The organism is Schnuerera sp. xch1 (genome assembly GCF_019931165.1).
GTDB lineage: Bacteria > Bacillota > Clostridia > Tissierellales > Tepidimicrobiaceae > JAIOUP01.
Window position 1 is genome coordinate 39629 of the sequence record NZ_JAIOUP010000005.1, and the last position, 23876, is coordinate 63504.

At 33.0% G+C, this 23876-nt stretch carries 25 protein-coding genes and 1 riboswitch; of the genes, 1 reads left to right on the plus strand and 24 read right to left on the minus strand.

Annotated features, from left to right (window positions below):
- Positions 1–277: 277 nt before the first annotated feature.
- The 6 genes from hcp to K8M07_RS05625 form a co-directional block, all read right to left on the minus strand.
- Positions 278–1936 carry a hydroxylamine reductase gene (gene hcp, locus K8M07_RS05600; RefSeq protein ID WP_223376919.1) on the minus strand — a complete coding sequence of 553 codons (1659 nt, stop codon included), beginning with the start codon at positions 1934–1936 and terminating at the stop codon, positions 278–280.
- A 165-nt stretch (positions 1937–2101) separates the two neighbouring features.
- On the minus strand, positions 2102–2344 hold the full coding sequence (locus K8M07_RS05605) for a hypothetical protein (protein WP_223376920.1): 243 nt from the start codon (positions 2342–2344) through the stop codon (positions 2102–2104).
- 36 nt (positions 2345–2380) lie between these two features.
- Positions 2381–3418, minus strand: coding sequence for an ATP-binding cassette domain-containing protein (locus tag K8M07_RS05610; RefSeq protein ID WP_223376921.1), 1038 nt, complete (start codon positions 3416–3418; stop codon positions 2381–2383).
- Positions 3411–4112 (minus strand): GTP-binding protein, encoded by a 702-nt coding sequence (locus K8M07_RS05615; protein WP_223376922.1) that lies wholly within the window; start codon positions 4110–4112, stop codon positions 3411–3413. The genes K8M07_RS05610 and K8M07_RS05615 overlap by 8 nt, the downstream gene beginning before the upstream one ends.
- A 12-nt stretch (positions 4113–4124) precedes the next feature.
- Complete coding sequence (locus tag K8M07_RS05620) at positions 4125–5351, minus strand: ABC transporter substrate-binding protein (RefSeq protein WP_223376923.1); 1227 nt, start codon at positions 5349–5351, stop codon at positions 4125–4127.
- 101 nt (positions 5352–5452) lie between these two features.
- Positions 5453–6265, minus strand: a complete 813-nt coding sequence (locus tag K8M07_RS05625) for a RimK family alpha-L-glutamate ligase (RefSeq protein ID WP_223376924.1) — start codon at positions 6263–6265, stop codon at positions 5453–5455.
- 159 nt (positions 6266–6424) lie between these two features.
- Here K8M07_RS05625 and K8M07_RS05630 point away from each other — a divergent pair, with 159 nt between their 5' ends.
- Positions 6425–7267 carry a D-alanyl-D-alanine carboxypeptidase family protein gene (locus K8M07_RS05630; RefSeq protein WP_223376925.1) on the plus strand — a complete coding sequence of 281 codons (843 nt, stop codon included), beginning with the start codon at positions 6425–6427 and terminating at the stop codon, positions 7265–7267.
- Between the two features lie 12 nt (positions 7268–7279).
- Here K8M07_RS05630 and K8M07_RS05635 read toward each other — a convergent pair whose 3' ends face one another.
- The 18 genes from K8M07_RS05635 to K8M07_RS05720 all read right to left on the minus strand — a co-directional run bounded on the left by K8M07_RS05635 (position 7280) and on the right by K8M07_RS05720 (position 23874).
- Positions 7280–7750, minus strand: coding sequence for an HAD family hydrolase (locus K8M07_RS05635; RefSeq protein WP_223376926.1), 471 nt, complete (start codon positions 7748–7750; stop codon positions 7280–7282).
- 79 nt (positions 7751–7829) lie between these two features.
- Positions 7830–8057 carry a MoaD/ThiS family protein gene (locus tag K8M07_RS05640; RefSeq protein ID WP_223376927.1) on the minus strand — a complete coding sequence of 76 codons (228 nt, stop codon included), beginning with the start codon at positions 8055–8057 and terminating at the stop codon, positions 7830–7832.
- Between the two features lie 38 nt (positions 8058–8095).
- On the minus strand, positions 8096–8545 hold the full coding sequence (locus tag K8M07_RS05645; RefSeq protein ID WP_223376928.1) for an MOSC domain-containing protein: 450 nt from the start codon (positions 8543–8545) through the stop codon (positions 8096–8098).
- Positions 8546–8548: 3 nt separating this feature from the next.
- On the minus strand, positions 8549–9013 hold the full coding sequence (locus tag K8M07_RS05650; RefSeq protein ID WP_411741956.1) for an MOSC domain-containing protein: 465 nt from the start codon (positions 9011–9013) through the stop codon (positions 8549–8551).
- Positions 9006–9479 (minus strand): cyclic pyranopterin monophosphate synthase MoaC, encoded by a 474-nt coding sequence (moaC, locus tag K8M07_RS05655; protein WP_263282464.1) that lies wholly within the window; start codon positions 9477–9479, stop codon positions 9006–9008. Before moaC ends, K8M07_RS05650 begins: the two co-directional genes overlap by 8 nt.
- Positions 9480–9484: 5 nt before the next feature.
- Positions 9485–10441: a GTP 3',8-cyclase MoaA gene (moaA, locus tag K8M07_RS05660; RefSeq protein WP_223376930.1), complete on the minus strand. Its 957-nt coding sequence runs from the start codon at positions 10439–10441 to the stop codon at positions 9485–9487.
- A gap of 176 nt (positions 10442–10617) precedes the next feature.
- Positions 10618–11997 carry a dihydrolipoyl dehydrogenase gene (gene lpdA / locus K8M07_RS05665; protein ID WP_223376931.1) on the minus strand — a complete coding sequence of 460 codons (1380 nt, stop codon included), beginning with the start codon at positions 11995–11997 and terminating at the stop codon, positions 10618–10620.
- A gap of 20 nt (positions 11998–12017) precedes the next feature.
- Positions 12018–13310: a dihydrolipoamide acetyltransferase family protein gene (locus tag K8M07_RS05670; RefSeq protein WP_223376932.1), complete on the minus strand. Its 1293-nt coding sequence runs from the start codon at positions 13308–13310 to the stop codon at positions 12018–12020.
- Between the two features lie 15 nt (positions 13311–13325).
- The gene (locus tag K8M07_RS05675) at positions 13326–14306 is read right to left on the minus strand and encodes an alpha-ketoacid dehydrogenase subunit beta (protein ID WP_223376933.1); all 981 of its coding nucleotides are present in this window, start codon (positions 14304–14306) and stop codon (positions 13326–13328) included.
- 1 nt (position 14307) lies between these two features.
- Positions 14308–15390, minus strand: a complete 1083-nt coding sequence (pdhA, locus tag K8M07_RS05680; RefSeq protein WP_223376934.1) for a pyruvate dehydrogenase (acetyl-transferring) E1 component subunit alpha — start codon at positions 15388–15390, stop codon at positions 14308–14310.
- Positions 15391–15739: 349 nt separating this feature from the next.
- A complete protein-coding gene (locus K8M07_RS05685) occupies positions 15740–16045 on the minus strand; it encodes a hypothetical protein (RefSeq protein ID WP_223376935.1) in 306 nt (101 codons plus the stop codon).
- 304 nt (positions 16046–16349) lie between these two features.
- The gene (locus tag K8M07_RS05690; RefSeq protein WP_223376936.1) at positions 16350–18245 is read right to left on the minus strand and encodes a molybdopterin biosynthesis protein; all 1896 of its coding nucleotides are present in this window, start codon (positions 18243–18245) and stop codon (positions 16350–16352) included.
- A gap of 88 nt (positions 18246–18333) precedes the next feature.
- Positions 18334–19560 (minus strand): gephyrin-like molybdotransferase Glp, encoded by a 1227-nt coding sequence (glp, locus tag K8M07_RS05695; protein WP_223376937.1) that lies wholly within the window; start codon positions 19558–19560, stop codon positions 18334–18336.
- Complete coding sequence (locus tag K8M07_RS05700; RefSeq protein WP_223376938.1) at positions 19561–20193, minus strand: ATP-binding cassette domain-containing protein; 633 nt, start codon at positions 20191–20193, stop codon at positions 19561–19563.
- 1 nt (position 20194) lies between these two features.
- Entirely contained in the window at positions 20195–20893 is a 699-nt protein-coding gene (locus K8M07_RS05705; protein WP_223376939.1) for an ABC transporter permease, read from the minus strand.
- A gap of 490 nt (positions 20894–21383) precedes the next feature.
- A complete protein-coding gene (locus tag K8M07_RS05710) occupies positions 21384–22280 on the minus strand; it encodes a substrate-binding domain-containing protein (RefSeq protein WP_223376940.1) in 897 nt (298 codons plus the stop codon).
- A 106-nt stretch (positions 22281–22386) separates the two neighbouring features.
- Positions 22387–22506: riboswitch (molybdenum cofactor riboswitch) on the minus strand.
- Positions 22475–23257: a formate dehydrogenase accessory sulfurtransferase FdhD gene (gene fdhD / locus K8M07_RS05715; RefSeq protein WP_223376941.1), complete on the minus strand. Its 783-nt coding sequence runs from the start codon at positions 23255–23257 to the stop codon at positions 22475–22477. It overlaps the preceding riboswitch by 32 nt.
- An 11-nt stretch (positions 23258–23268) precedes the next feature.
- The gene (locus K8M07_RS05720) at positions 23269–23874 is read right to left on the minus strand and encodes a molybdenum cofactor guanylyltransferase (RefSeq protein ID WP_223376942.1); all 606 of its coding nucleotides are present in this window, start codon (positions 23872–23874) and stop codon (positions 23269–23271) included.
- Positions 23875–23876 lie beyond the last annotated feature (2 nt).

The following is a 23876-nucleotide window of genomic DNA, read 5'->3' on the forward strand; positions in this document are numbered from 1 at the left end:
AAACTCACTCCTAAAGAGCCATGAAATTTTCACATATTGAATTATATACAAATTGTTATAAAAATACCAATCGATTCTTTCAATAGCAAATTGACTACTGATAAATAATCTATATAGTTAAAGTAACATAACATTGATAAGTATATCACTTACAATGTTCGCAAAAGCATCACTGAGTCTTATACAAATTGCACCTGAAAAGATTAATATGAATTACCTATTTTTATAAAAAAACAAGGTCTCAACTCTTATAGAAGAGCTGAGACCTTGTTTATTATTAAGCTTCCATGAACATTTTTATATCATCTTCAACGTTTGAAATTGTTCCAATTCCAAAGTTTTCTACCAATACTTTAGCTACATTTGGTGATAGGAATGCTGGTAGTGTTGGTCCTAGGTGGATATTCTTTACTCCTAGGTGTAGTAATGCTAGTAACACTATTACAGCTTTTTGTTCATACCATGCGATGTTATATGCAATTGGTAGTTCATTTATGTCGTTAAGTTCAAATATTTCTTTTAGTTTTAATGCTATTAATGCTAATGAGTAGGAATTGTTACATTGTCCTGCATCTAATACTCTTGGAATTCCTCCAATATCTCCTAAGTTTAACTTATTGTATTTATATTTAGCACAACCTGCTGTTAAAATTACTGTATCTTTTGGTAAAGCTTTAGCAAAGTCCGTATAGTAATTTCTTTGTTTCATTCTACCATCACAACCTGCCATTACGAAGAACTTCTTAATTGCTCCTGATTTTACTGCATCTACTACCTTATCTGCTAGTGCAAATACTTGAGCGTGACCAAATCCTCCAATAATCTTCCCTGTTTCTATTTCAGTAGGTGCTGGTAATTTTTTAGCGTGTTCAATGATCTCTGAGAAGTCTTTTGGCTTATCATCTACTCTATCTGGAATATGTTTAAACCCTGGATATCCAGTTGATCCTGTAGTATATACTCTGTCAGCATAGGATGCTTTTGGTGGTACTATACAGTTTGTTGTAAATAAGATTGCTCCATTGAATTTTTCAAATTCTTCTTTTTGTTTCCACCAAGCATTACCATAGTTCCCTACAAAGTGATCATATTTCTTGAATGCTGGATAATAGTGAGCTGGTAACATTTCACCATGAGTATAAATATCTACTCCAGTACCTTCTGTCTGTTTCAATAGCTCTTCTAAGTCTCTTAAGTCATGACCTGACACTAGTATTGCTGGATTATTTCTTACTCCAATATTTACTTCAGTAATTTCTGGGTTTCCGTAAGTTGACGTATTAGCCTTATCAAGTAGTGCCATTACATCTACACCATATTTACCAGTTTCAAGAGTCAATGCAACTAAATCATCTATAGTTAAACTATCATCTAAAGTAGCTGCCAGAGCCTTCCTAATGAACTTTGGAATTTCTGGGTTATCATATCCTAAATTATCTGCATGTTCTGCATAAGCAGCCATACCTTTTAGCCCGTAAGTAATAAGCTCTCTTAGTGAACGAATATCTTCATCTTCTGTAGCTAATACTCCTACTCTATCTTTATCGTTATTTGCTTTATATACTATATCGTCATCTGAGTTAACTGAAAAAGTAGAAGCATCTTTTAAGTCATCTAAATTTATTCCCTTTTCCTCTAAGTTTGCCTTTAATTCATCTCTCAATCTAAGGCCTTTTTTAATCTCTGCTAAGAATCTATCTTTATCAAAGTTTGCATTTGTAATAGTCATGAATAGACCACTCATCATGAATCTATCTAAACCAGGCATTTGATATCCAATTTCATCTGCCTTTACTCCTAATTCTGAAATACCTTTTAAGGTATATATCATTAAATCTTGTAGATTAGCAAGGTCTGCAGTCTTACCACATACTCCAACTTTAGTGCAGCCTTTTCCTCCTACTGTTTCCTGACATTGATAACAAAACATTGACATAACTTTTTAGACCCCCTTATTTATTGTCGATGATTATATTTTAATATTTAATTCCTACTAAATCTGTAACCTATGTTACAATTTCAAAATATTGATAAATTATTTTCAAAGAAGATTATACGGAGCGTCACAAAGATTGTTTCCTAATTCACAATTGATGTAATCCTAATAATTTTTCCCCGCTGCCATTACATTATCTGGATTAAAAGCATGACATGGAGTTACTCCGTATACCATACTACATTTAGGACATTTTCCTTCATGTGTTTCCATTATAAACTCTTCTCCGCACTCTTCACATTTTATATTAAAGGGCATAACCATAGGTTGGTCTGCAAACCCCATCATCCTTATCTTATCCACCACTTGTTTACCATCTTCGAAACTTGCTGAACATCCTTCATGCATATTGATTCATCCTTTCTATTATTTCGTAACTTTGAATTATAAATTTCGTCTCATAGCAACATTTAACTGTCCATTATCAATTGTCAAACCATTTCTTAAATAATTCCTCATATCCTGAATTATGTTATCCATCTGTTCTAATCTAGACAATGCCCTTTTCTCTTCTTCACTTGTTTCAATGATTTTTTCTATTCCTCCATTTTTTATTACAATCCTTTTGTCTGCCATAAGTGCTAAAATCGGATCATGAGTTGCTATTAGAACTATTTTGTCGCTGCTTACCAATAAATTTAATGCTTTCTTTCTATCGATACCTGCATTTTCTATTTCATCTATTAATACTATAGGTGAAGAACTTAAAATTGCAGTATCTGCAATCATCAGTGCTCTAGATTGTCCACCACTTAAATTAGTTATGTGTGAATTTAAATCAAATTTTTCTCCTGACAGATTATTTGCTGCTTCTATTATCTCCTTTATGACTTCTTCCTCATTTTCAACCATTCTGCTTTGGGCATGAAGCTCTAAAAACTCATAAACAGTTAAATCTATTACAAAATTCATGTTTTGAGACAATTGGGCAACTAATTTATTATTGGAAGAAAATCTCCACTTCATATCTGGAATTTCTCCATTTATAAGGATTGTCCTACCTGTAGGAGTATCCTTTTGTGCAGTCCATTCTATATCTGCTAAGAGTCTACTCTTTCCAGAACCTGTAGGCCCTACTATAGATATTATCTCTGATTTATTGATAGTAAGATTATCATAGTTTTCCTTTTGCCCATTTTTATTGGTCCCAGATATTATGGTTAATGATTCTATCCCTTCACCCTCTTCAATGCCTAAAAACCCTAACATTTGGGATATATATTCTAGTAAACCTTCTTCTATATTCTTAATATCCATTCCCCATTCTTCTATTTCTTCTTCAGAAAAATGATTTAGATATTCTTCAAAGGTTTTGTCTTCAAAACCTTTAACATTTAATCTATTTTCTTCAAAATAGTTTATTATAAATGGATACTTTTGTTGCAATTTCATTATTGTAACTGTATTTAATATATTATTCATCTTCATCACCTAATTTTATCTTTCTTACATTTCCCATCTGATAGTCTTCTCCTATTCTAGTTTCTCCTAAACAATATGAACATAATGCAGATGGCATTGGGAACTTTAATTTTTCTCCTTGAACAGTTTCTATATCTTCACTATCATCATATAATAATGTGCTAAGTTCAAATGCCCCTTGGCCAGTTAATCCATTAATATGCATAGTAACTGCTTTTGGATTAACTGAGTTTACCTTTGAGGCAAATACTTCCCTTTCTGCCTGAGATACAATATCTCCTTTTGTAATTACTACCATATCAGCAGATTTAAGCATAGGCCCAATTTTCTTAGGAGTATTTATTCCTGATAGATTATCTATTACACATACTGCTTTTATATTCTTTATATAAGGAGAACATCTATTACATAATCCTGCTGATTCTGTAATAAGTAAATCCAATTTCTGCTTTCTTCCCCATTGGACTACTTCTTCTATATTGCTTATAAAATAGTGATCAGGACAAAGGGATCCTGATAACCCTTTTTTTACAGGAACACCTGCTTTTTTATATAGTATGTCATCATCTGTATAGAGACAGTCAAATTTAACTACTCCTACAGATATATCTCTTTGTTTTAGTGCTTCAATAACTTTCAGTATTATAGAGGTCTTCCCTGATGATGGAGGACCTGAAATTGTTACTAAATTCATGCATATCACCTTCTATATAGATTCATTAAATATCTTCTCACATTCACTAATTAATCTTCCAATATCATTTTTCTTTATATAATCCCATCCAAGCCACATATATTTTTGATCTTTTGGTATTTTGTTATCTACTTTAGGATTAGTGCTTGGGAATCTTCCATTATGTGATAGTATTTCTCCTACCTTTTTTGATGCAAATAAATCAACAAATGACTTTAAATCGTCTTTCTTAGATTTCTTGGTTAGTAAAAATATAGGGCTTATAATAGCACCATCTTCAGGCCAAACTGCCTTCATGGGTCCTCCTTCTTTTGTCATTTTGGTAAAGAAGTAAGGCATTATTGTAACTACTGGTTTTTCTGGTCTAGTATGGGACTTTACCATTTCAGAAGGATGCATACCTTTAAATAAAGACTTCTTCAATCCCTTTATTCCTTGTTTCCCATATTTCTTGTAAATGTTTAATAAAATTGCATTAAATAGATCAAAATCTCCAATTGGTAGACTTACTTGATCTTCAAATTCGGGCTTAAAAATATCTTCCCAGGACTTAGGAATATCTCTCCCATTTAATTCTTCTGTATTTACAAGAAATACTGCCGGTACTACGCCAATTATAGAATATTCTCTATCTGGATCCAATAAACTTATATATTCATTATCAAAATCCTCATTAAACCTATCAAAACCTGTCATATCTTCAAAAGTACCTTTTTTCTTAAATTTACCCATTAGATTAGTATCAAAAAACAAATCAAAACCAGCTGATATAAATAAATCAGATAAAGCGTCTTCAGACTCTGCTTTTTCTATTTTTTCCTTTAGCCAATCTACTCCGCTAGATGCAGCCTTTAATTGATAATCAACAGTTATATCTAATTTATCACTTTCCTCATCCATCCATTCATTAAAAGCTTCCATTAAAGGCATTCTAACTGGACATGGAAGAATACCATCAATCCTTATATTAGCGTTCTCTACCTTTTCCTGATTAACCAAGGATTTATCTTCAGACATCCTATTTTGTTCTATCGAATTTACTAGTTTTTGAACAAATTGTTCTATATTTATCCTTTTACTTTTTAGAGCCATATTTAGCGAAATGGTCTTGCCCATTTTTTCTCTCATCTTTCCATCGGCTAATTGTTTAAAGCCATTTGACACAAATATATCTATAGTTTCAGGATATTTTTCAGTTATATCATATACCTTATCCTGTATATCAAAATATTTACTCATTATAAATCCCTCCTGAATCAAAACTCCTATTATAATTCATATTTATATTAAACATTATATCCCTCAATTTTAAAAAATTCGGTAACATCAGTTACCGAATTTTAAGACGCTCTTGGCCATGTCGGATCGCTAGGAGGAAATTCTGGGTTTGTGGTAATATATTCATATATATACTTCTCCACATCAACTCCAATATTTCTCAAACCTTCATTGCCAAACATTACGTTATATTCTAAAATATAATATCTATTATCAACTACTGCTATATCAAATCCTGCATGATTTATGCCTAATTGTCTTGCCACAGATTCTACTAATTCAATCGCTCCTGTTGGTATGTTGTTATAATCATAAGAGGCTCTTTTTGCAATATTGTTGTGAAAAGCTCCTTGGTTTGCTATTCTCCAATATGAGCCTATTACTCCATATCCAACATAGACTATTCTTAGGTCTCTATCTATAGGGAGCTTTTCTTGAATATATAAAGATTCATTATTATCTATATAGGATTTTAGTTGACTCCTGTCTTCTACAAGAAAAACACCTCTTCCCATTGAGCTCTTTATCTCTTTAGCTACTAATGGATATCCGAATTCTAATTCAATCTCATCTATGTCTATATGGTCTTTATTTAGTATTCTTGTATATGGAATATTTTCTGGAAATGTGGTTTGTAATACTCTAGTGGTTTCAATCTTGTTGTGTCCCAAATGATAAGTGTTAATGCTTGGAAATATCTTTTTCTTCAATCCATATACCAATGTATTCACTTGCCAGTATTCAGGGAACAGTAAAACATCAGCTTTTTTAAGCTTTTCTATTTCATTAAACATATTTTCGGGTTTAATATATGTTACATTTGATATTCCTAAAGTTCTAAATGGGTTAAAAGTAATTAGTTTCATCCATGTCATCGTGCCTTCCTATTTTAATTTATAATAAAATATTTTACTCTCTTACAGGGCTCTTGGCAATACTTTTTTAAATTAATTATAAAACTATGAAGAATCAGTTTGTTTTTTGTCGAATATTATTGTAAGATGTACTTATAAATTATTTTAGGAGTTGTTTTTATGAAAAGAAAAATATTTGTTATTATTATATTTGTCATCATACTTAGCAGTCTTTTTATATTTCGTGGGAAGTCCGAATCTGGCTCTGTAGCTGATGAATATTTGTTTGAGCCCAATTTACCATCAGAAACTCATGAACCTTCTGAAAAAGATAATAATTTTCCAGAACCAACAACAGAAGAAATTATAGAAGAAGACCTGCTAAAAGACACTACCTACATAGATGATGAAGGAAATACAGTAATAAAAAATACAGATGACACCTTAGTATTAGTAAATAAAAATAGAAATCTTCCTCCTGATTACAAACCTGAGGATTTAGTAATTCCAAATGTAAGATTTCCATTTGAAGAAACATTAGAAAAAAAGTATATGAGAAAAGAAGCTGCAAACGCACTGGAGGAATTATTTAATCAAGCTAATGAAGAAGGTATATATCTTTTTGCTATCTCAGGATATAGATCATATAATACACAAAGTTACCTTTTCAATACGAGGGCTGAAAGAGATGGGTTCGAGGAAGCTAACAAGCTGACTGCATATCCTGGACAAAGTGAGCATCAAACTGGTCTTGCTATGGATTTGTCATGTCAATCACTCGGATTTACTTTAGAACAAGATTTTGGACAAACTATAGAAGGAAAATGGCTTAAAGAAAACGCTCACAAATTTGGATTTATAATTCGCTATCCTAAAGAGGCAGTGGACATAACTGGATATAGCTATGAACCTTGGCATATCAGATATGTAGGTAAAGAAGTTGCTAAAGAAATCTACGAAAAAAATATAACGTTAGAAGAATATTTAGTGGATAAAAGTAGTATCCCTGTACTTAATGATTAGTACAGGGATTTTTTAGTTTCTAAGGTCTGCTTTAATCTTATTTTTGTTTAAAATAACCTCAAAGGCTTCTAATATAGACCTAGCCACTATATCAGCATAAGTCAAAAGCTTGCCAGAAGCTCCTTCACCTTCAATGACTGCTATTGATAGTACGGATTCCTTAAACATAGATATGTCGTTATATCCATTTCCTACACAGACAGTTCTACCTCCATTTAGTTTTTCTACTATTTGCTTTTTATACTCACCAGCATTATCCTTAGGAAAGGTTAAAACCTCTGCTTCTATATCGCTACATTCTTCTTTTACTGTTCCATAAGTATCTGCCGTTAATATGTATACATTTACATATTCTTTTAACTCAGAAATTAATTCCTTTATATCTTCCAATATTTTGCCATTTACTGCTATGGTTCCGTTATAGTCTAAAACAACATTTTCTATCTCTATTTTTCCTCTTCCAGGGATTTCATAAGTTAGCATAATATTATTCTCCTTTATCCATTACTATAATCAGATCCTCTTCTTTATAAATTTATAAAATATAATCTACATATCTATTTTATCCTCCACCTATGGGCGGAAATAATGAGATAACATCACCATCTTTAAGCTGTCTATCCCCTGAACCATCTCTTCCATTAAGCAACATAATAGCTACTTCAATTTCATCAATACCCAAAACTTTGACTATATTGGAAATAGTGGTTCCTTCGTCAACCTCCATCATTTGATTTTTCTTTCTTCCTTCTCTAAAGTAAGCAAACAGTCTTACCTCGACTTTAATCATCTCTTCACCTCTCCTAGTTATTATCATATTATATGAATTCATATTACTAATATTTTATCATGTATGTTTACTTGCCCATCTTTTATAACCCTCGTAAAAAAGACCTGCTTCGATAGAGAACAAGTATTGCCTCTTTTTATTATTTCACACTCTGGGAAACATCTCTTCCCTATTTCTGTAACTTCATGTATAGTTTCGCCTATTTTTATCATAACACCAACCTTTAACTTGTCTAAATCTAAATCTTTAACTCTTATATTCTCATGAAACCTTTCAGTACATAGCCCCTTTGTGTCTAGTGATTGAATTTCTTTTTTGCCTTCAACAGTGAATAGTGATACCTGTCTCCTACTATGTCCAAAGTGAATGTCACATACTAATCCCTTATCTTTTTTAAAATACCCTTGTTCTATTAATCTATTAGGCCCTCCCTTTTTATCTTGAAAGTAGATGCCTACTACTTCCCCTATTGGAATATATTTATCCATAAATTATAACACCTCTATAGTATCTCCAGGCTTAACAATTCCACCTTTTATGACTTTAGTAAATATGCCTTCTTTAGGCATTATGCACTTGCCAACCTTTTGTGCTATAGCACATCCTGTATGACATTCCTTACCTATTTGAGTAACTTCCTGAATGGTTTCTCCTATTCTTAACCTAGTCCCTACAAGAAGTTCATATAATATCAACCCTTCTGTTGTAATATTTTCTGCAAAATCACCATGGTTCAGCCCATCTACTCCTAAATCCTTCATCTTTTTAAAACTTTCAATTCCAAGTAAACTTATCTGTCTATGCCATTTACCCACGTGAGCATCTCCTTCTAAACCATAGTCTTTAACGAATATACCTTTTTCTATGGGCTTTTTAACTATCCCTTTTTTTTCAGATCTATTTATATCAACCACTTTTCCAAACCTATTCACATGATCCCCTCTTTCATTAATCATCTTTTCTAATAAATTCTCCTGATTTACCTCCAGATTTTTGCATAAGCTTAATTTCTTCGATTACCATACTTCTATCTATTGATTTGCACATATCATATATGGTTAATGCTGCCATTGATACTGCTGTCAAAGCTTCCATTTCTACCCCTGTTTTGCCAACCGTTTTCACTTCTGATTCTATCTCTATGCTTTCTTCCAATATATTAAATCTAATATTTGAACCTGTTATAAATATATTATGACACATTGGGATAAGTTCACTTGTTTTTTTAGAACCCATTATTCCTCCAACCTGGGCTACTGATAGAACATCTCCCTTTTTAATAAGCCCATCCTTTATCATTTCAATGGTTTCTTTTTTCATTCTTACTTTCCCATAGGCTTTAGCAATTCTTTTAGTATCATTTTTCCTCCCTACCTCTACCATATGAGCTCTACCTTCTTCATTAAAATGAGTAAAATCCATAATCTCTATCCTCCTATTTGATACATTTTTTTTGAAACATACTGTCCATTTTCTAAATGGTGAGACTCCGGCTTTTGACCTACAGCATCTATTATTATTTTCTCTATGTCTTGTCCACTTCTTAAAGCCTCCTTTAGATCTATTTCATTATTAGAATGAAGGCATAGTTTTAATTTGCCTTGAGCCGTCAGCCTTACTCTATTACAGTATTTACAAAACTTACAGGATATTGGATTAATCAATCCAATTCTTCCTTTAGCATTAGGCAGTTTATAGTAAACTGCAGGAGAAGATAAATCTTTACGTTCTACTTCAATTAATTTTGGGTTTTTTTCTAATACTATTTGATTAGATATAAAATATTCTGGTTCATATTTCACACCCTCTCCTATAGGCATTAGTTCAATAAATCGTACATCTATTTCTTCTTTTTGCGTCAATCTTATTATGTCTTCTATTTCATTGTCATTAAATCCCCCTATTAGAACTGTGTTTATCTTGACAGGAGTCAATCCTACTTGTTTTGCAACTTCTATTCCTTCTATCACATCTTCTAATTTTCCAACTCTAGTTATATATTTATATTTTTTCTTATCTAATGTGTCTAAACTTATATTTACTCTTTTTAATCCTCTTAATTTTAACTCCTTAGCATATCTTTTTAGTAGTACTCCATTGGTTGTTATAGCGAAATCTCTAAGCCCTTTTAATTTGCCAATCCTCTCCACTATATCTAGAATTCCATTTCTTAATAAAGGCTCCCCGCCAGTAAGACGTATCTTGTTTACTCCTAAATTTACAAAAACTTTAGCTATCTTTTCTATTTCTTCAATTGATAATACATCTTGGTGAGGAACTTTAGGAATGCCTTCTTCTGGCATGCAGTATTTACATCTTAAATTACATAGATCAGTTACGGATATGCGTAGGTAGTTAATATTTCTTCCAAATGGATCTTTCAAAATACCACCTTCTCCCTAGATTTGTGAAAACTATAATATAAAGTATTAACATAATTATACCATAATAAAAAAAGCTGTTACAAAATAAATTCCAACAGCTTTTCGACTCATATTAATTTGCTAACTTACAAAAGAAAAGTTAGATTTTTTCAATCTAACTTTTCTCATATACCATATTAGATGTGTATAGGTTTATCTATAGCGCCAAAAGCTGCTTCCATAACTGTTTCCGATAGTGTGGGATGAGGATGTATAGCTTTTGCTATATCATATACCGTCCCTTCAATTTGTATTGTCATTATGGCTTCTGAAATCATATCCGTTGCATTGCTAGCCATGATGTGAGTTCCTATGACTTCGCCATATTGATTATCAGATATTATTTTAGCAAAGCCTATAGTTTCTCCTTCTGCTAACGCTTTTCCATTGGCGGCCAATGGAAACTTACTTACCGTAATATCATATCCTCTATTCTTTGCTTCTTCTTCTGTAAGTCCAACAGATGCAAGCTCAGGGAAAGTATATATACAGGATGGGACTATATCATAATTCATAGTGCTATCTTTACCCATAATATTTCCTGCAGCTACTATCCCTTCTGCAGAGGCAACATGTGCTAGCGCAAATTTTCCATTTAAATCACCAATGGCATAAACTCCTTCTATGCTAGTTTCCATTTTTTCATTGGTCTTTACAAATCCTTTAGAATCTAACTCTAGATTTAAATTTTCTATTCCATTTAACTGAGCCTTCAATCCTAAAGATATAAGGTATTTGTCTCCCTTAAATAATTTTTCTTCCCCTTTATGGTCAATTAAAACTCTAGCTTCAGTTATGGACTTTAATCTTGTGTCCGTTAAAATATTAATTCCTTTTCTAATAAGTTGTTTTTGTAGAGTATTGGCCATTTCCTTCTCTGTGGAAGACAATATGCGGCTTGACCTCTGAATTAGAGTTACATTTGAACCTAATGAGTTGAAAATTGTAGCAAATTCTACTGCTATGACTCCACCACCAACTATTACTAAATCCTTAGGAATCTCCTCCAACTGTAAGGCTCCTTTGCTATTAATAATTTTTCCAGATTTTAAAGCATTATCTAATCCTTCAATAGAAGGTATATTATCTTTAGCTCCTGTTGCTAATATAAGATTTTTGCCAGTTATAGTTTCTCCATTAACTTCTACATTATTTTTATCTATGACTTTTCCCATTCCTTCAAAAAGGTCTATTTTATTCCTCTTAAATAAAGTGTATATACCGGATACTAATCTCTTTACTACTTTGTCCTTACGCTTAGTTAATAGATTCCAATCTACTTTTATATCTGCATTGTCAATACCAATTATACCAAATTCTTCGCCTCTTAATATATCCTTATACAGTTTAGCAGTTTTTAATATAGTTTTGGTAGGTATACAGCCCCAGTTCAAACATACTCCACCTAACTTTTCTTTTTCAACTACTGCTACCTTACCCCCAAGTTGGGCTGCCTTTATGGCAGCTACATAGCCTCCAGGTCCTCCTCCTATTATAATAAGGTCATATCTATTCATATAATCACCTTCATTTCTTTCTATGATTTCAACAACAGTATCTCTGGTTCTTTCAATAGTCTCGACAATATATTTAAGAACCGTGCTCCACTAGCACCATCAACTATTCTATGATCATAGGATAAGGATAAAGGCAACATCCTAGCAATAACTATTTGATCATCTTTTACAATAGGTTTTTTAACAATACGTCCTACACCTAAAATTGCGGATTCAGGGTAATTGATGATTGGGATACCAAAATGTCCTCCTATAGAACCATAGTTTGTTATACTAAAGGTACCTCCTTTAAGCTCATGAAGTTCCATTCTATTATTTTTAGCTCTATTGCTTAAGCCTTGTATTGCTTTAGCAATTTCTACTATACTTTTTTTGTCCGCATCTTCTATAACGGGCACCACCAACCCTCGTTCAGTGTCAGTAGCTATGCCAATATTATAGAAATACTTTAATATTAACTCATCTTTTTCCTCATCGAATTCAGAATTGAATTCTGGGAATTCTTTCAGTGCTACTATAACTGCTTTAAGAATAAATGGAAGGAAGGTTAAATTCACTTCTTCTTTTAACTTTTCCTTATATTTTTTCCTAAACTCATATAATTCAGTTACATCTATTTCATTCATTGCAGTTGTATGGGGGATTGTAAACCTAGAAGTTGCCATTTGTTCTGCAATAGTTTTTCTTATTCTAGTAAGTGGAATTCTTTTTATCTTCCCTTTCTCTATCAAAGTGCTTTCTTTATGACCTATTTCAGGAGCCTTTCTTTCTTCCTCTGGTTTAGACTTGGCTTCTTTAGTTTTCCTGATATCTTCCTTCATAACTCTGCCATTTGGTCCTGTACCTTTTACCTTTGTAATATCTACACCTAAATCCTTCGCCAATTTCCGTGCAACAGGTGTAGCAAGCACTTTAACCTTTTTCGATTTCGCTGAAATGTCATCCTCCACTTCAGTACTTGGTGGAATTTCTTCAGAAGAAGCTATTACTTCACCTACTACTCCAGCCGTTTCTTCTTTTACTACTTCCTTCTTTTCAGACAATTCTTCTTTTTCATCTGTTCCATCAGCCTTTCCTACAGTATCTATGACAACAAAGACATCTCCTACATTAACTACATCTCCTTCTTCAGCCTTTAATTCTAGAACTTTTCCTGTTCTCGGGGAGGGTATTTCAGTAGTGACTTTATCTGTCTCTACTTCAGCCAGAGACTGACCTTCCTCTATATCTTCTCCTTCTTTTACCAGCCATTTCATAAGATTCCCTTCTACAATACCTTCGCCGATATCTGGAAATTGAAATTCAAATCTCATCTTATTACCTCCTCTCTAAAATTTCACTACATCTTCTATGGTCTTTGCTATTCTCTCCGGAGATGGAATATAGTGTTTTTCCCCTCTTGGTAATGGGAAAATAGTATCGAAACCAGTTACTCTAGTTGGAGGAGCTTCTAAATACAGAAAGGCCTTTTCATTTATAATGGATACTATCTCTGCACCTACTCCCAAAGTCTTTGGAGCTTCGTGAACTATTATTGCCCTTCCAGTTTTTTTAACGGATTCTATAAAGGTTTCTCTATCCATAGGGGAAATAGTACGTAAATCTATGATCTCAGGATTAATTCCTTTTTTCTTTACAGTCTCGCTGGCTTTTTGCACATCCCTTACCATAGCTCCCCAGGTGATTATGGTAATATCTTCTCCTTTTTCTACTACCTTTGCCTTTCCAATTGGAAGTTCATAAGCCTCTTCAGGAACCTCCTGTCTAAATGCTCTATAGATTCGTTTTGGTTCTAAAAACATAACTGGATCTGGATCCCTAATTGCTGCTATTAATAGTCCTTTGGTATCATAAGGTGTAGAAGGTATTACTACCTTCAATCCTGGAATATGAGAGTATAAAGCTTCTGTACTTTCAGAATGATGTTCTAAAGCCCTTATACCTCCACCATAAGGGGCCCGAATTACCATTGGAACTGTAAAACGTCCTCTAGTACGGTTACGCATTCTTGCAACATGAGATATTATCTGATTGAAAGCAGGATATGAAAATCCCATAAATTGCATCTCAACGATTGGCTTCAAACCATTAATGGCCATGCCTACAGCTGTACCTACAATGGCAGATTCAGCAAGAGGAGTATCGAAAACTCTCTTTTTTCCAAACTTTTTCTGAAGGTCTACAGTAGCCCTAAATACTCCACCTTCAACACCAACATCTTCACCATAAACCACTACAGCTTCATCTTTTTCCATTTCATTTATCATAGCCTGATTTACGGCTTCAACTATGTTTAATTTATTAGCCATATTATTTACCTCCTTCTAAAAAAGATTTATATTGCTCTAATTGTTCCTCTAAATGAGGAGGCATAGTTTCATATTGATAATTGAATATATCTTCAATTGAAGTGTCCGATTTATCCTCTATTTCTTCAAAAGTATATACTACCTCTTTCTCTATTTCTTTCTGCGTATTTTTTTCCCATTCTTCAGTTAATATCTCTTTACTTTGGAGATACTTTTTAAATCTTAATATAGGATCTTTCTTCTCCCATTCTTCCACCTCTTTATCTTCTCTATATTTTGTCGGGTCATCAGAAGTAGTGTGAGCTCCTAATCTATATGTGAAGGCTTCAATTAGTGTTGGCCCTTCTCCTTTTCTTGCCTTATCTATAGCTTCCTTTGTTGCTGAATACATTGCGAATATATCATTTCCATCTACTAGAACTCCAGGCATATTATATGCAATTGCCTTTTGTGCAAGAGTCTCACTAGCAGTTTGTTCCTTTCTAGGAACGGAAATAGCATATTGATTGTTTTGAATAATAAATACTACAGGTGCTTTAAATACAGCTGCGAAGTTTAATGCTTCGTGAAAATCTCCTTGGGAAGTACCACCGTCTCCAACATAGGTCACTACTACATTGTTTTCACCTTTTATATTATTAGCCATGCCAATTCCTGTAGCGTGTTGTAATTGAGATGCAATAGGAACTGAAACAGGCAATACCTTTACTCCTTCTGGCATGTAGCTTCCCCACTCATTGCCATACCAGTAAAGATAGATATTCTTAAGAGGGATTCCTCTAATCAACCATGCACCTAGTTCTCTAAAAGCTGGTACCAACCAATCTTCTTTTTCCATAGCATATGCACTACCTATTTGAGCAGCCTCTTGCCCTATGTTAGGAGCATAGGTAAGCATCCTTCCTTGGCGTTGATAGGATAAAGCTTTTTCGTCTACTATTCTTGTATACAGCATAGTCCTGTAAAGGTATAATAATTCTTCCTCTGAAAATGAAAGAAGATCTTCTTCTGTAATAATTTGACCATTAGAATTTAAAATACTATAGTGTTTCTCTTCTGATGGCTTATAATCTTCAAAACGCATCTTTTTACCTCCTTTATGGATTGGATTTATATAAATGTCTTTACAAGTTTTAATTTGACGTTGATAATCATTATCATTATATATATTGCCAAAATATCTTTCTTTAAACACAATGATATTTTGTGAACAATGATTGTTTTTATACTAAAGTGGATGAGATTAGGACATAAAAAATACTGGTATAATTCAATTTTAAAATTATACCAGTTATCTAAAATTCATTTAACTTCCTTGTCTATTTGATCCACAATCTAAGGAAGAACTCCATATGTCTATAATAACTAATTTTTAATAGATATAATAATTTAAAAGTTATATTTTTTCATAGAATAACCTATAGAGTAAAAAATCAATCATCATAAACAACTGTACAGAATCCAAAGGTTTCCATAGCATTTCCATATCCTACTTTTTTATCTCTAAAAATTGAAAATTGCATAACATCAAAACTGTAAACATCCCAGTAAGGGAATGCAACTACAGTTACTCTTTGATCTGGTTCTAATTCAACTTGTGTAGAGTCTGTCATTGTCCAGCTTCTTTCTACGTTAAATCCTACTGCCGCAGAAATAGAAGCAATTTCAACATCAATACCAGCATCTACACTTAGACTATGACTATTTGAAACAGTACCAGAAAGGGTTATTGTTTTCATTACAGGTTCTTCTGCATAATTAACAGCAGAGTTTTCACATATTCTCTTTGCCCCACAAGAATGTTTTTTTCACAATTAATACCCCCTATAATTTATTAAACTTTATTGTTGCAGTTTTTATGAAAAGCATATCTTTCTATTCAAATTAGTTCATGAAAGCACCTCCTCAAATAAGATTCTCTATTCTCTTTCACCATTAATATACCATATTAAACCTAAATTTTGTTTAATATGGTACGAATGGTAGGAAAAACGGTGCGAATAGCAAAATAAAACCCCTATTCCTAAGAATAGAGGTCTATAATCATTCAATTACAATTATCTCACCTATATTTTCAAATCCATATCCACCTAAAGCTTCTACTCTTTCCTTGAACTCATCGGATTTTAACACTTGGATAAATTTCCTGACTCTTTCATCTTCCAATAATTCATAAGTTACTAAAAAGTCATAGTCTTCATAAGCTATATCTATAAAATCTAGGTCTAAGGCCTTTGCTGCTGAATATATGCCTAGCCCTGTAGAGGCTAATCCTGTTTTCACTGCTGTAGCTACTGCCATGTGGGTGGTCATTTCTCTATCATAGCCTTTTATGCTGGACAAATCTATATTTCTCTCATTTAAATAATAATCTAAAAGTATTCTAGTACCTGCTCCACGTTGTCTATTTACATATACTACATCATCTCTAGTAAGGTCGGTAAAATCTTTTATGCCTTTAGGATTGTCCTTTTCCACTATGAATCCTTGATGTCTTTTAACACCTTTTATAATAGCCATCTTTTGTCCATCAAAATATCTTTTTACGTAGGAGATATTGTACTCACCAGTTTCCATATCTAATAGATGAATAGGCGATATATGGCATTCTCCTCTTTTCATGGAAAGAACACCTCCCATGCTGCCCACATGCCCTGATGTCAATTCCATCATATCTGCTAATATATCCATTATTATGTCATGGCTTCCTATAGAAACTAAGGTTTTCTTTATCTGTCCTAGAGGTTTCAACAGTTTAACATTTGCTTTATTTCCTGCATCCATTCCTTCTAAGGATTGAGGTATAATTGCTATACCGTCAGCTTTTACTAAACTCATAGTAACTCCTGCCCCACTGGATATTGGAGTAGCTATAAGCTTATTATTTACGTATCCTAAATTAACTCTCACTAGTTCTCTATTCTTTAGTGTAGATGTAACCTTCTTTGAAATAATAGCTTCTCTAAAGGTGTTTTCCTGTTCATCAAGGCCTATAAACTTCAATATTAAAGGCGTAACAAAGGTTTCAAATACTAAATATGCCGATACTGGATATCCTGGAATGCCTATAACTGGTTTCCCATTTATCATACCGAGTATAGTAGGTTTGCCTGGCTTCATGGCTACCCCATGAATAACTACTTCTCCTAATTCTCTTATAATATTTACTGTAAAATCCTTGCTTCCAGCAGAGGATCCTGCCCCTATTAGAAGCATATCGTTTTCTTCTACAGCCTTTTTAATAGCCCCTTTAAGTTTTTCATAATCATCTTCTACAGGGTTATATCTATTAGGCAAACCTCCATTTTCTAAAACTAATGATTCAAAGACTCTTGAATTAGAATCAATTATCTTTCCAGTTTCCAATTCGTCAATATTCTCTATTATTTCAGTTCCAGTAGGGATTATTCCAACTTTAGGTTTTTTATATACCTTCACCTTTTTAGTTCCTCCTGATATTAAAGCTCCTATATCTATTGGGCGTATTCTATGCTTAGATGGAACTATCATCTCTGTTGCAACTATATCTTCTCCTATAGGTCTAATATGTTGCCAGGGATGAGCTGCATTTAATATCTGTACTTTTCCTTCTTCTAATTCTATTACATCTTCAATCATAATAACTGCATCATAATCATCTTTAATTGAGTTCCCTGTATTGATATATATAAAATCCTTACTCTCTTCTAAAGTCTTAGGATTAGTATCAGAAGCTCCAATAGTATCAGAAGATTTCACTAATATACCATCCATTGCTGCTGCATTATAATTAGGAGAAGAAACCTTAGCATATACTGCTTCAAATGTTACTCTACTCAATGAATCTAATACATCAACCTCTTCCCAGTTGGGTTTTATATTTAATGTTTCATAACACCTAACTTTAGCCTCATCAACATCTATATTTTCTATGTAAATGTTTCTATTTCTTTTACCCATTATATCAACCCCCTTTAATTCACAATTCATAATTCTTAATAAAACAAATCATATTTAAGTTACAATACATAGCATAAGATTCACAACATCATAACAAATAAACATCTCTTTCCTCTCCCTTATACACTCCCTCTTCATGAGGTTTTATTACTATGTATCCATCTGAATTAGATAGTAGAGTTATCATTCCAGACTTCCCAAAGCTAGGAACTGCATGAATTTCCCCTTCCTTTTCTTTTAGTTTTACCATTTGATATGTTTCCTTTCCTGGTGATGAGTGAAAATTAAAGTTCATTATGGCTTTTGTCTTAGGTAAATATTCAATTGCGCCCATCTTTTCCTTTATAAAAGGCTCTACTAAGGCCTTAAATACTATCATTGATGATACTGGGTGACCTGGTAGACCAAATATAGCTTTTCCTTCTCCTTCACCTATTATTGTAGGTTTACCGGGTTTGATGGACATCCCATGGACAAATACCCCTTTACCCTTAAATGAGTTTATTACTTTAGCTGTATAATCCCTAGCGCCTACAGAACTTCCTCCGGAAATCAGTACAATGTCAGAAGTATTTATAGCTTTTTTAACTTCTCCCCTTAATAAATTATAGTTATCCTTTACAATGGCTCTGCCAACAACTTCTCCACCTAATTTTATTATAAGAGAATAAAGGGTATAAGAGTTTATATCTCTTATCTTACCTAATTCTAGTTCTTCGTCTATATCTATTATTTCATCTCCTGTTGATATAATGTAGAATTTAGGTTTTTTGTACACTTTAACTTTGGGTATTCCTAAGGCTGATAATACTCCTACTGCTTCTGAAGTTATTTTTCTTCCCTTTTCTAACGCTATTTCCCCCGTCTTTATATCATCGCCCTTTAGTATCATATTTTCATTAAAGGATATAGACTTATAAACCATTAGATTCTGTTCATCTAGTTTTTCAGTATATTCTATCATCACCACTCCATCTGCTCCTTTAGGAATCATCCCCCCTGTTGGCACATATATAGCCTCTCCAGGTTTTATGCTTTTATTTGCAATCTCACCCATTTCAACCTCTCCTACTATATTGAAAAGGCTTGGTACTGACTCACTGGCTCCATGACTGTCCTTTGACTGGATTGCATATCCATCTACAGTAGAACGATTAAATTCAGGAACATCAATATCTGATACAATATCTTCAGCCAAAATCCTGTTGGTACATTCTAATAAGGATACTTGCTCTATTTCAAACTGATACTCGTTAAAGCTTTCCATAAGCTTGTCTCCTGCTTCCTTTACAGATACTACATTGAAGAATTTCATCTAGTATACCACCTTTCCACATTCCAAATGAATAATATTATTACATACCCTTCTAGCTTGTTCTATATTATGGGTGACTATTAGCACAGTCCCCTTGATTTCTTTATTAAATCTTAATATTTCTCTTTCCATAATCTTCATTGATTCTGGATCTATATTTGATGTAGGTTCATCTAATAGAAGTAGTTCGGGTTCGAACACTAATGCTCTTGCTAAGCTCACCTTTTGAGATTCTCCTCCCGAAAGAAGATGACCTTTCTTGTCCCTTAGATCTCCTATTTCGAACCTTTTCATTATTTCTTCTACTTTTTGTTTACGAATTCTTTTATCGGTTTCCCTTATTTTTAAAGGATATTCAATATTCTCATATGCTTTTCTTCTAAATAGATATGGTTTTTGCGTTACTAAAGTCATCTTTTTATAAATATCTTCATTCAATAATTCACTGTCATATTTAATTGTGCCAATAAAATCTTTATCCAATCCAGATATAATCTTTAAAAGGGTAGTTTTACCTGAACCATTTGGACCTATAAGTCCTGTTACTGTTCCCTTTTCTATACACAAATAGTTTATATCCAATATTATCTTTTCTGAATAATATTTTTTTAAACCTGCTATATTAATCTCCATATTAATCCTCTCCACTATAGGAATAAATTACGCTGTTTATAATAAAGGATATTATCAACAGCACAAGTCCTAGAGCAATTGCCATAGAATAATCCCCCATAGAATTCATCATGGATATGGTCGTAGTCATAACTCTAGTTCTATTCTTAATATTTCCTCCTACAATCATGACAGCTCCTACTTCAGAAATAGCTCTAGAAAAAGAAGTTACCACATTTACCATTAAATCCACCTTTAATTCTTTTATAATTAAAATAATTATATCAAATTTATTGGCACCTAAAGTTGTGCCTACCTTTTCTATTTCTTTCCCTCTATTTTTTGAAAGACTATAAGTAAGTCCTAATATTAATGGTGTTACTAATAAAGCCTGTGCTATTATCATGGCTTTTGGAGTATACATTAAATCAAATGTTCCTAAGGGGCCTCTTCTGGAAAGCATTATTGCAACAACTAGTCCAACAACTACTGAAGGGATACTCATAAATGTATAAAGTAGACGGGAAAAAGCTTTTTTACCCTTAAAATTTTTAATGCCTAAGTGGATTCCAAAGGGTATACATATTAAAGATGATATTATAGTGGCTGATGTCGATACAAATAATGACAAAAATACAATTCCATATATTTCTCTATCAAATCCTATTAATAATTGAATCGCTTCTTTAAATCCTTCTATTATATAGTCTATATCAATCACCACCTGAAAATTAACGGGCAGACATAAAAATCTGCCTTTACTAGAAATAAGTTTTGTCAGCCAAGTAAGACATATTATATAAATTATGTGTCATACTTTGGTGGGACATGTGGACGCGGGGACAGGTAATTTGTCCACCGTTTATTAGCTAAATGGCGTATTTATAGGCGACATATCAAATTTTGGTGATGGTCGCAGCTTATTATAAGTGATATGTTAAACTTTCATGGCTGGTCGCGACATATTTTGAAAGAACGCCGCCTCCACTCCAAGATTTGTGCAAATATCAGACTGAGGGAAAAAATTGTTTAGGTTTGTACTGTTTGAGCGGAGCGTTTTTTGCGTAGCGAGTTTACAAACCTATTTTTCCCCGTGTCTTGATAGTTGCCAAATCTTGAATGGAGATGCCGTTCTTTATAAATAAGCCGCGACTCACCACCAAAGTTTAACGTTTCATTACAAATACCACAAAGTATGACACACTTTCCCACTAATCCGCATTAGGAACAAATAAAGGTTGTCCAAATTCTTCTACTCCATATTCTCCAATTAATTCTTGAGTTTCTTCTGAAAGCATCCATTCCATAAACTTTTGAGCACCTTCTTCATTTATCTGCTCATTCTTATCTGGGTCTACAGGTATTATACCATATTGGTTGAATAAATTATCATCACCTTCAACCAATATTTCTAATTCCAATACATCGCTCATATTCAAGTAAGTAGCCCTGTCCGTAAGAGTATATCCTAATTCTTCATCAGCCATGGTTAATACATCACCCATGCCCGCTCCTGCTTCAAGATACCATTCTCCTTCAGGCTCAATACCTGCCGCTTCCCATAATCCAAGTTCCTTCTTGTGAGTTCCTGAATCATCCCCTCTGGATACGAAGATTGCTCCATCCTCTGATATAGCAGTCAAAGCTCCAACTATATCATTTGGATAATTTTCCTTTAGCCCTGATGGATCATCTGTTGGTCCTACTAATATAAAATCATTATACATAACATCTCTTCTTTCCAATCCATGGCCTTCTGCTACAAATTCCTCTTCTGATTCCTTTGCATGAACTAAAAGAATATCTGCTTCTCCATTTCTTCCGTTTTCTAAAGCCTTACCAGTACCTACTGCTACAACGTCTACTTCTATACCAGTTTCTTCCTCAAATATTGGTAATATGTAATCAAGCAATCCACTGTCTTGAGTACTAGTTGTTGTAGATAGAATTATTCTGCCACCTGTCTTTTCTTCTGAATCATTATCTTCTACTACATCTGTACTTTCATCAGACTCTTTCACATCTTGACTATCATTCTTTGGTGTACAACCAACCAACATTGTAAAGACAATTAAAATACTTAAACTTAATGCTAAAAACCTTTTCATATTTTATCTCTCCTCCTTTATATATTTATAAATAAATCTAATCAGTGAAATATTAGATTTATTTACATAATAAAAAAACAGCCTAAGAAAGGACTGTTATAGACCTATTATGGTTTATTATTTTCCTTTCCAAACACGGGAGGCATTAGAATTTCTCCTGATACCCATCGGCTTAATCTTCATGGCTTTTAGCTTTAGAAAATTATGCTCAGAAAATTGGTATAGATATTCATTTTTTCTCCCCTTACAAATCCAATAAGGGTAATCCTCAGTTTTTCTGCCATCTCTACTGCAAGACTAGTAGGAGCTGACCTGGATACTATAACGGGGACTTGCCTTTTTGCCATCTTTATTAAGATTTCAGAGGATATTCTTCCGCTCGTTAATATTATCTTATCTTTCGTATTTATTTCATCTAGCAATACTCTTCCAAGTATTTTGTCCAACGCATTATGTCTTCCAATATCTTCTTCAAACATAATTATATCATGAACAGTACACATTGCACAACCGTGAACCCCACCTGTATTTAAGAAAAGCTCTGATTTTTTATTAAATTGACTCATCAATTTTTTGATATTATCTATTCTTACAGCTAAAAGATGCTCTATCTTCTTAGATTTAAAGGAATCTAATACATTATAAAAGAGAGTTCCTTTTCCACAGCCAGAAGTTATAGTTCTTTTCCCTCTAAGTTTTTCATTGAATTCACTTATATTGTTTATATAAACGTATCCTATCCCTTTTTGTTCATCTATTATAATCTTCTCTATATCTGAAAGAGAAGAGATAAAAGCTTCGGAATAAAGGAACCCAACAGTCAACTCTTTAAGAGAATTAGGACTGCACAGCAGAGTAATTATCTCTTTATCATTCACAAATATGGTGAATGGATACTCTATAACAACAATATCATCTTCCTCTATTACTATTTCTCTCTTTACTCTCTTTATTTTCATCTTTTTAGTATTGTCCATCTACATCAACCTCAATCTTGATTGTTTATGGTATTTCGGTAGTCATTTAATTCTTTCTTGGTATTTAAGTTCAGAAACATATCCCAATTAGGGCTAAATATTCTTGCCTCTTCTTCCTCTATATAATAAACAGGCAGTTTATGAATTAATGAATTTACAGATCTTCTATTTTGAGTCAAGTGTTTTTCTATATCATCTATCATTTCCTTTGAATAAAAGGCATTAAAAGGCTCTATCCACTTACCAAACTTCGTTATACATGCCTTTACGCTTATTTTTTCTAATCGTTTTTTCATAAATCTAATATAATCTAGATTTATATTTGGCATATCACAGGCTACAAAATACACATATTGGCTTGATGCTTCCACCAAGCCAGCATGAATTCCTGATAGTGGTCCCTTCCCTACTATTTTGTCAGTAATAATTTTATCAGTATAGCCTAGATAGTATTCAGATTTATTGGTAACCACTATTATCTCGTCAAATAGATCTCCAAGCTTCTTTCTTAAATTGTCAATAAGTCTTCGTTCATTTATTTTTAGAAGCTGCTTATCAAAACCCATTCGTTTACTCTTACCACCAGCTAAAATAACTGCAGTTCCAAATTTTTTCATAA

Excerpts from the sequence above, each read along its gene's own strand:
- hcp (WP_223376919.1), bottom strand. The coding sequence starts at position 1,936 with ATGTCAATGTTTTGTTATCAATGTCAGGAAACAGTAGGAGGAAAAGGC.
- K8M07_RS05605 (WP_223376920.1), bottom strand. The coding sequence starts at position 2,344 with ATGCATGAAGGATGTTCAGCAAGTTTCGAAGATGGTAAACAAGTGGTG.
- K8M07_RS05610 (WP_223376921.1), bottom strand. The coding sequence starts at position 3,418 with ATGAATAATATATTAAATACAGTTACAATAATGAAATTGCAACAAAAG.
- K8M07_RS05615 (WP_223376922.1), bottom strand. The coding sequence starts at position 4,112 with ATGAATTTAGTAACAATTTCAGGTCCTCCATCATCAGGGAAGACCTCT.
- K8M07_RS05620 (WP_223376923.1), bottom strand. The coding sequence starts at position 5,351 with ATGAGTAAATATTTTGATATACAGGATAAGGTATATGATATAACTGAA.
- K8M07_RS05625 (WP_223376924.1), bottom strand. The coding sequence starts at position 6,265 with ATGACATGGATGAAACTAATTACTTTTAACCCATTTAGAACTTTAGGA.
- K8M07_RS05630 (WP_223376925.1), top strand. The coding sequence starts at position 6,425 with ATGAAAAGAAAAATATTTGTTATTATTATATTTGTCATCATACTTAGC.
- K8M07_RS05635 (WP_223376926.1), bottom strand. The coding sequence starts at position 7,750 with ATGCTAACTTATGAAATCCCTGGAAGAGGAAAAATAGAGATAGAAAAT.
- K8M07_RS05640 (WP_223376927.1), bottom strand. The coding sequence starts at position 8,057 with ATGATTAAAGTCGAGGTAAGACTGTTTGCTTACTTTAGAGAAGGAAGA.
- K8M07_RS05645 (WP_223376928.1), bottom strand. The coding sequence starts at position 8,545 with ATGGATAAATATATTCCAATAGGGGAAGTAGTAGGCATCTACTTTCAA.
- K8M07_RS05650 (WP_411741956.1), bottom strand. The coding sequence starts at position 9,013 with ATGATTAATGAAAGAGGGGATCATGTGAATAGGTTTGGAAAAGTGGTT.
- moaC (WP_263282464.1), bottom strand. The coding sequence starts at position 9,479 with ATGGATTTTACTCATTTTAATGAAGAAGGTAGAGCTCATATGGTAGAG.
- lpdA (WP_223376931.1), bottom strand. The coding sequence starts at position 11,997 with ATGAATAGATATGACCTTATTATAATAGGAGGAGGACCTGGAGGCTAT.
- K8M07_RS05670 (WP_223376932.1), bottom strand. The coding sequence starts at position 13,310 with ATGAGATTTGAATTTCAATTTCCAGATATCGGCGAAGGTATTGTAGAA.
- K8M07_RS05675 (WP_223376933.1), bottom strand. The coding sequence starts at position 14,306 with ATGGCTAATAAATTAAACATAGTTGAAGCCGTAAATCAGGCTATGATA.
- pdhA (WP_223376934.1), bottom strand. The coding sequence starts at position 15,390 with ATGCGTTTTGAAGATTATAAGCCATCAGAAGAGAAACACTATAGTATT.
- K8M07_RS05685 (WP_223376935.1), bottom strand. The coding sequence starts at position 16,045 with ATGAAAACAATAACCCTTTCTGGTACTGTTTCAAATAGTCATAGTCTA.
- K8M07_RS05690 (WP_223376936.1), bottom strand. The coding sequence starts at position 18,245 with ATGGGTAAAAGAAATAGAAACATTTACATAGAAAATATAGATGTTGAT.
- glp (WP_223376937.1), bottom strand. The coding sequence starts at position 19,560 with ATGAAATTCTTCAATGTAGTATCTGTAAAGGAAGCAGGAGACAAGCTT.
- K8M07_RS05700 (WP_223376938.1), bottom strand. The coding sequence starts at position 20,193 with ATGGAGATTAATATAGCAGGTTTAAAAAAATATTATTCAGAAAAGATA.
- K8M07_RS05710 (WP_223376940.1), bottom strand. The coding sequence starts at position 22,280 with ATGAAAAGGTTTTTAGCATTAAGTTTAAGTATTTTAATTGTCTTTACA.
- fdhD (WP_223376941.1), bottom strand. The coding sequence starts at position 23,257 with ATGGACAATACTAAAAAGATGAAAATAAAGAGAGTAAAGAGAGAAATA.
- K8M07_RS05720 (WP_223376942.1), bottom strand. The coding sequence starts at position 23,874 with ATGAAAAAATTTGGAACTGCAGTTATTTTAGCTGGTGGTAAGAGTAAA.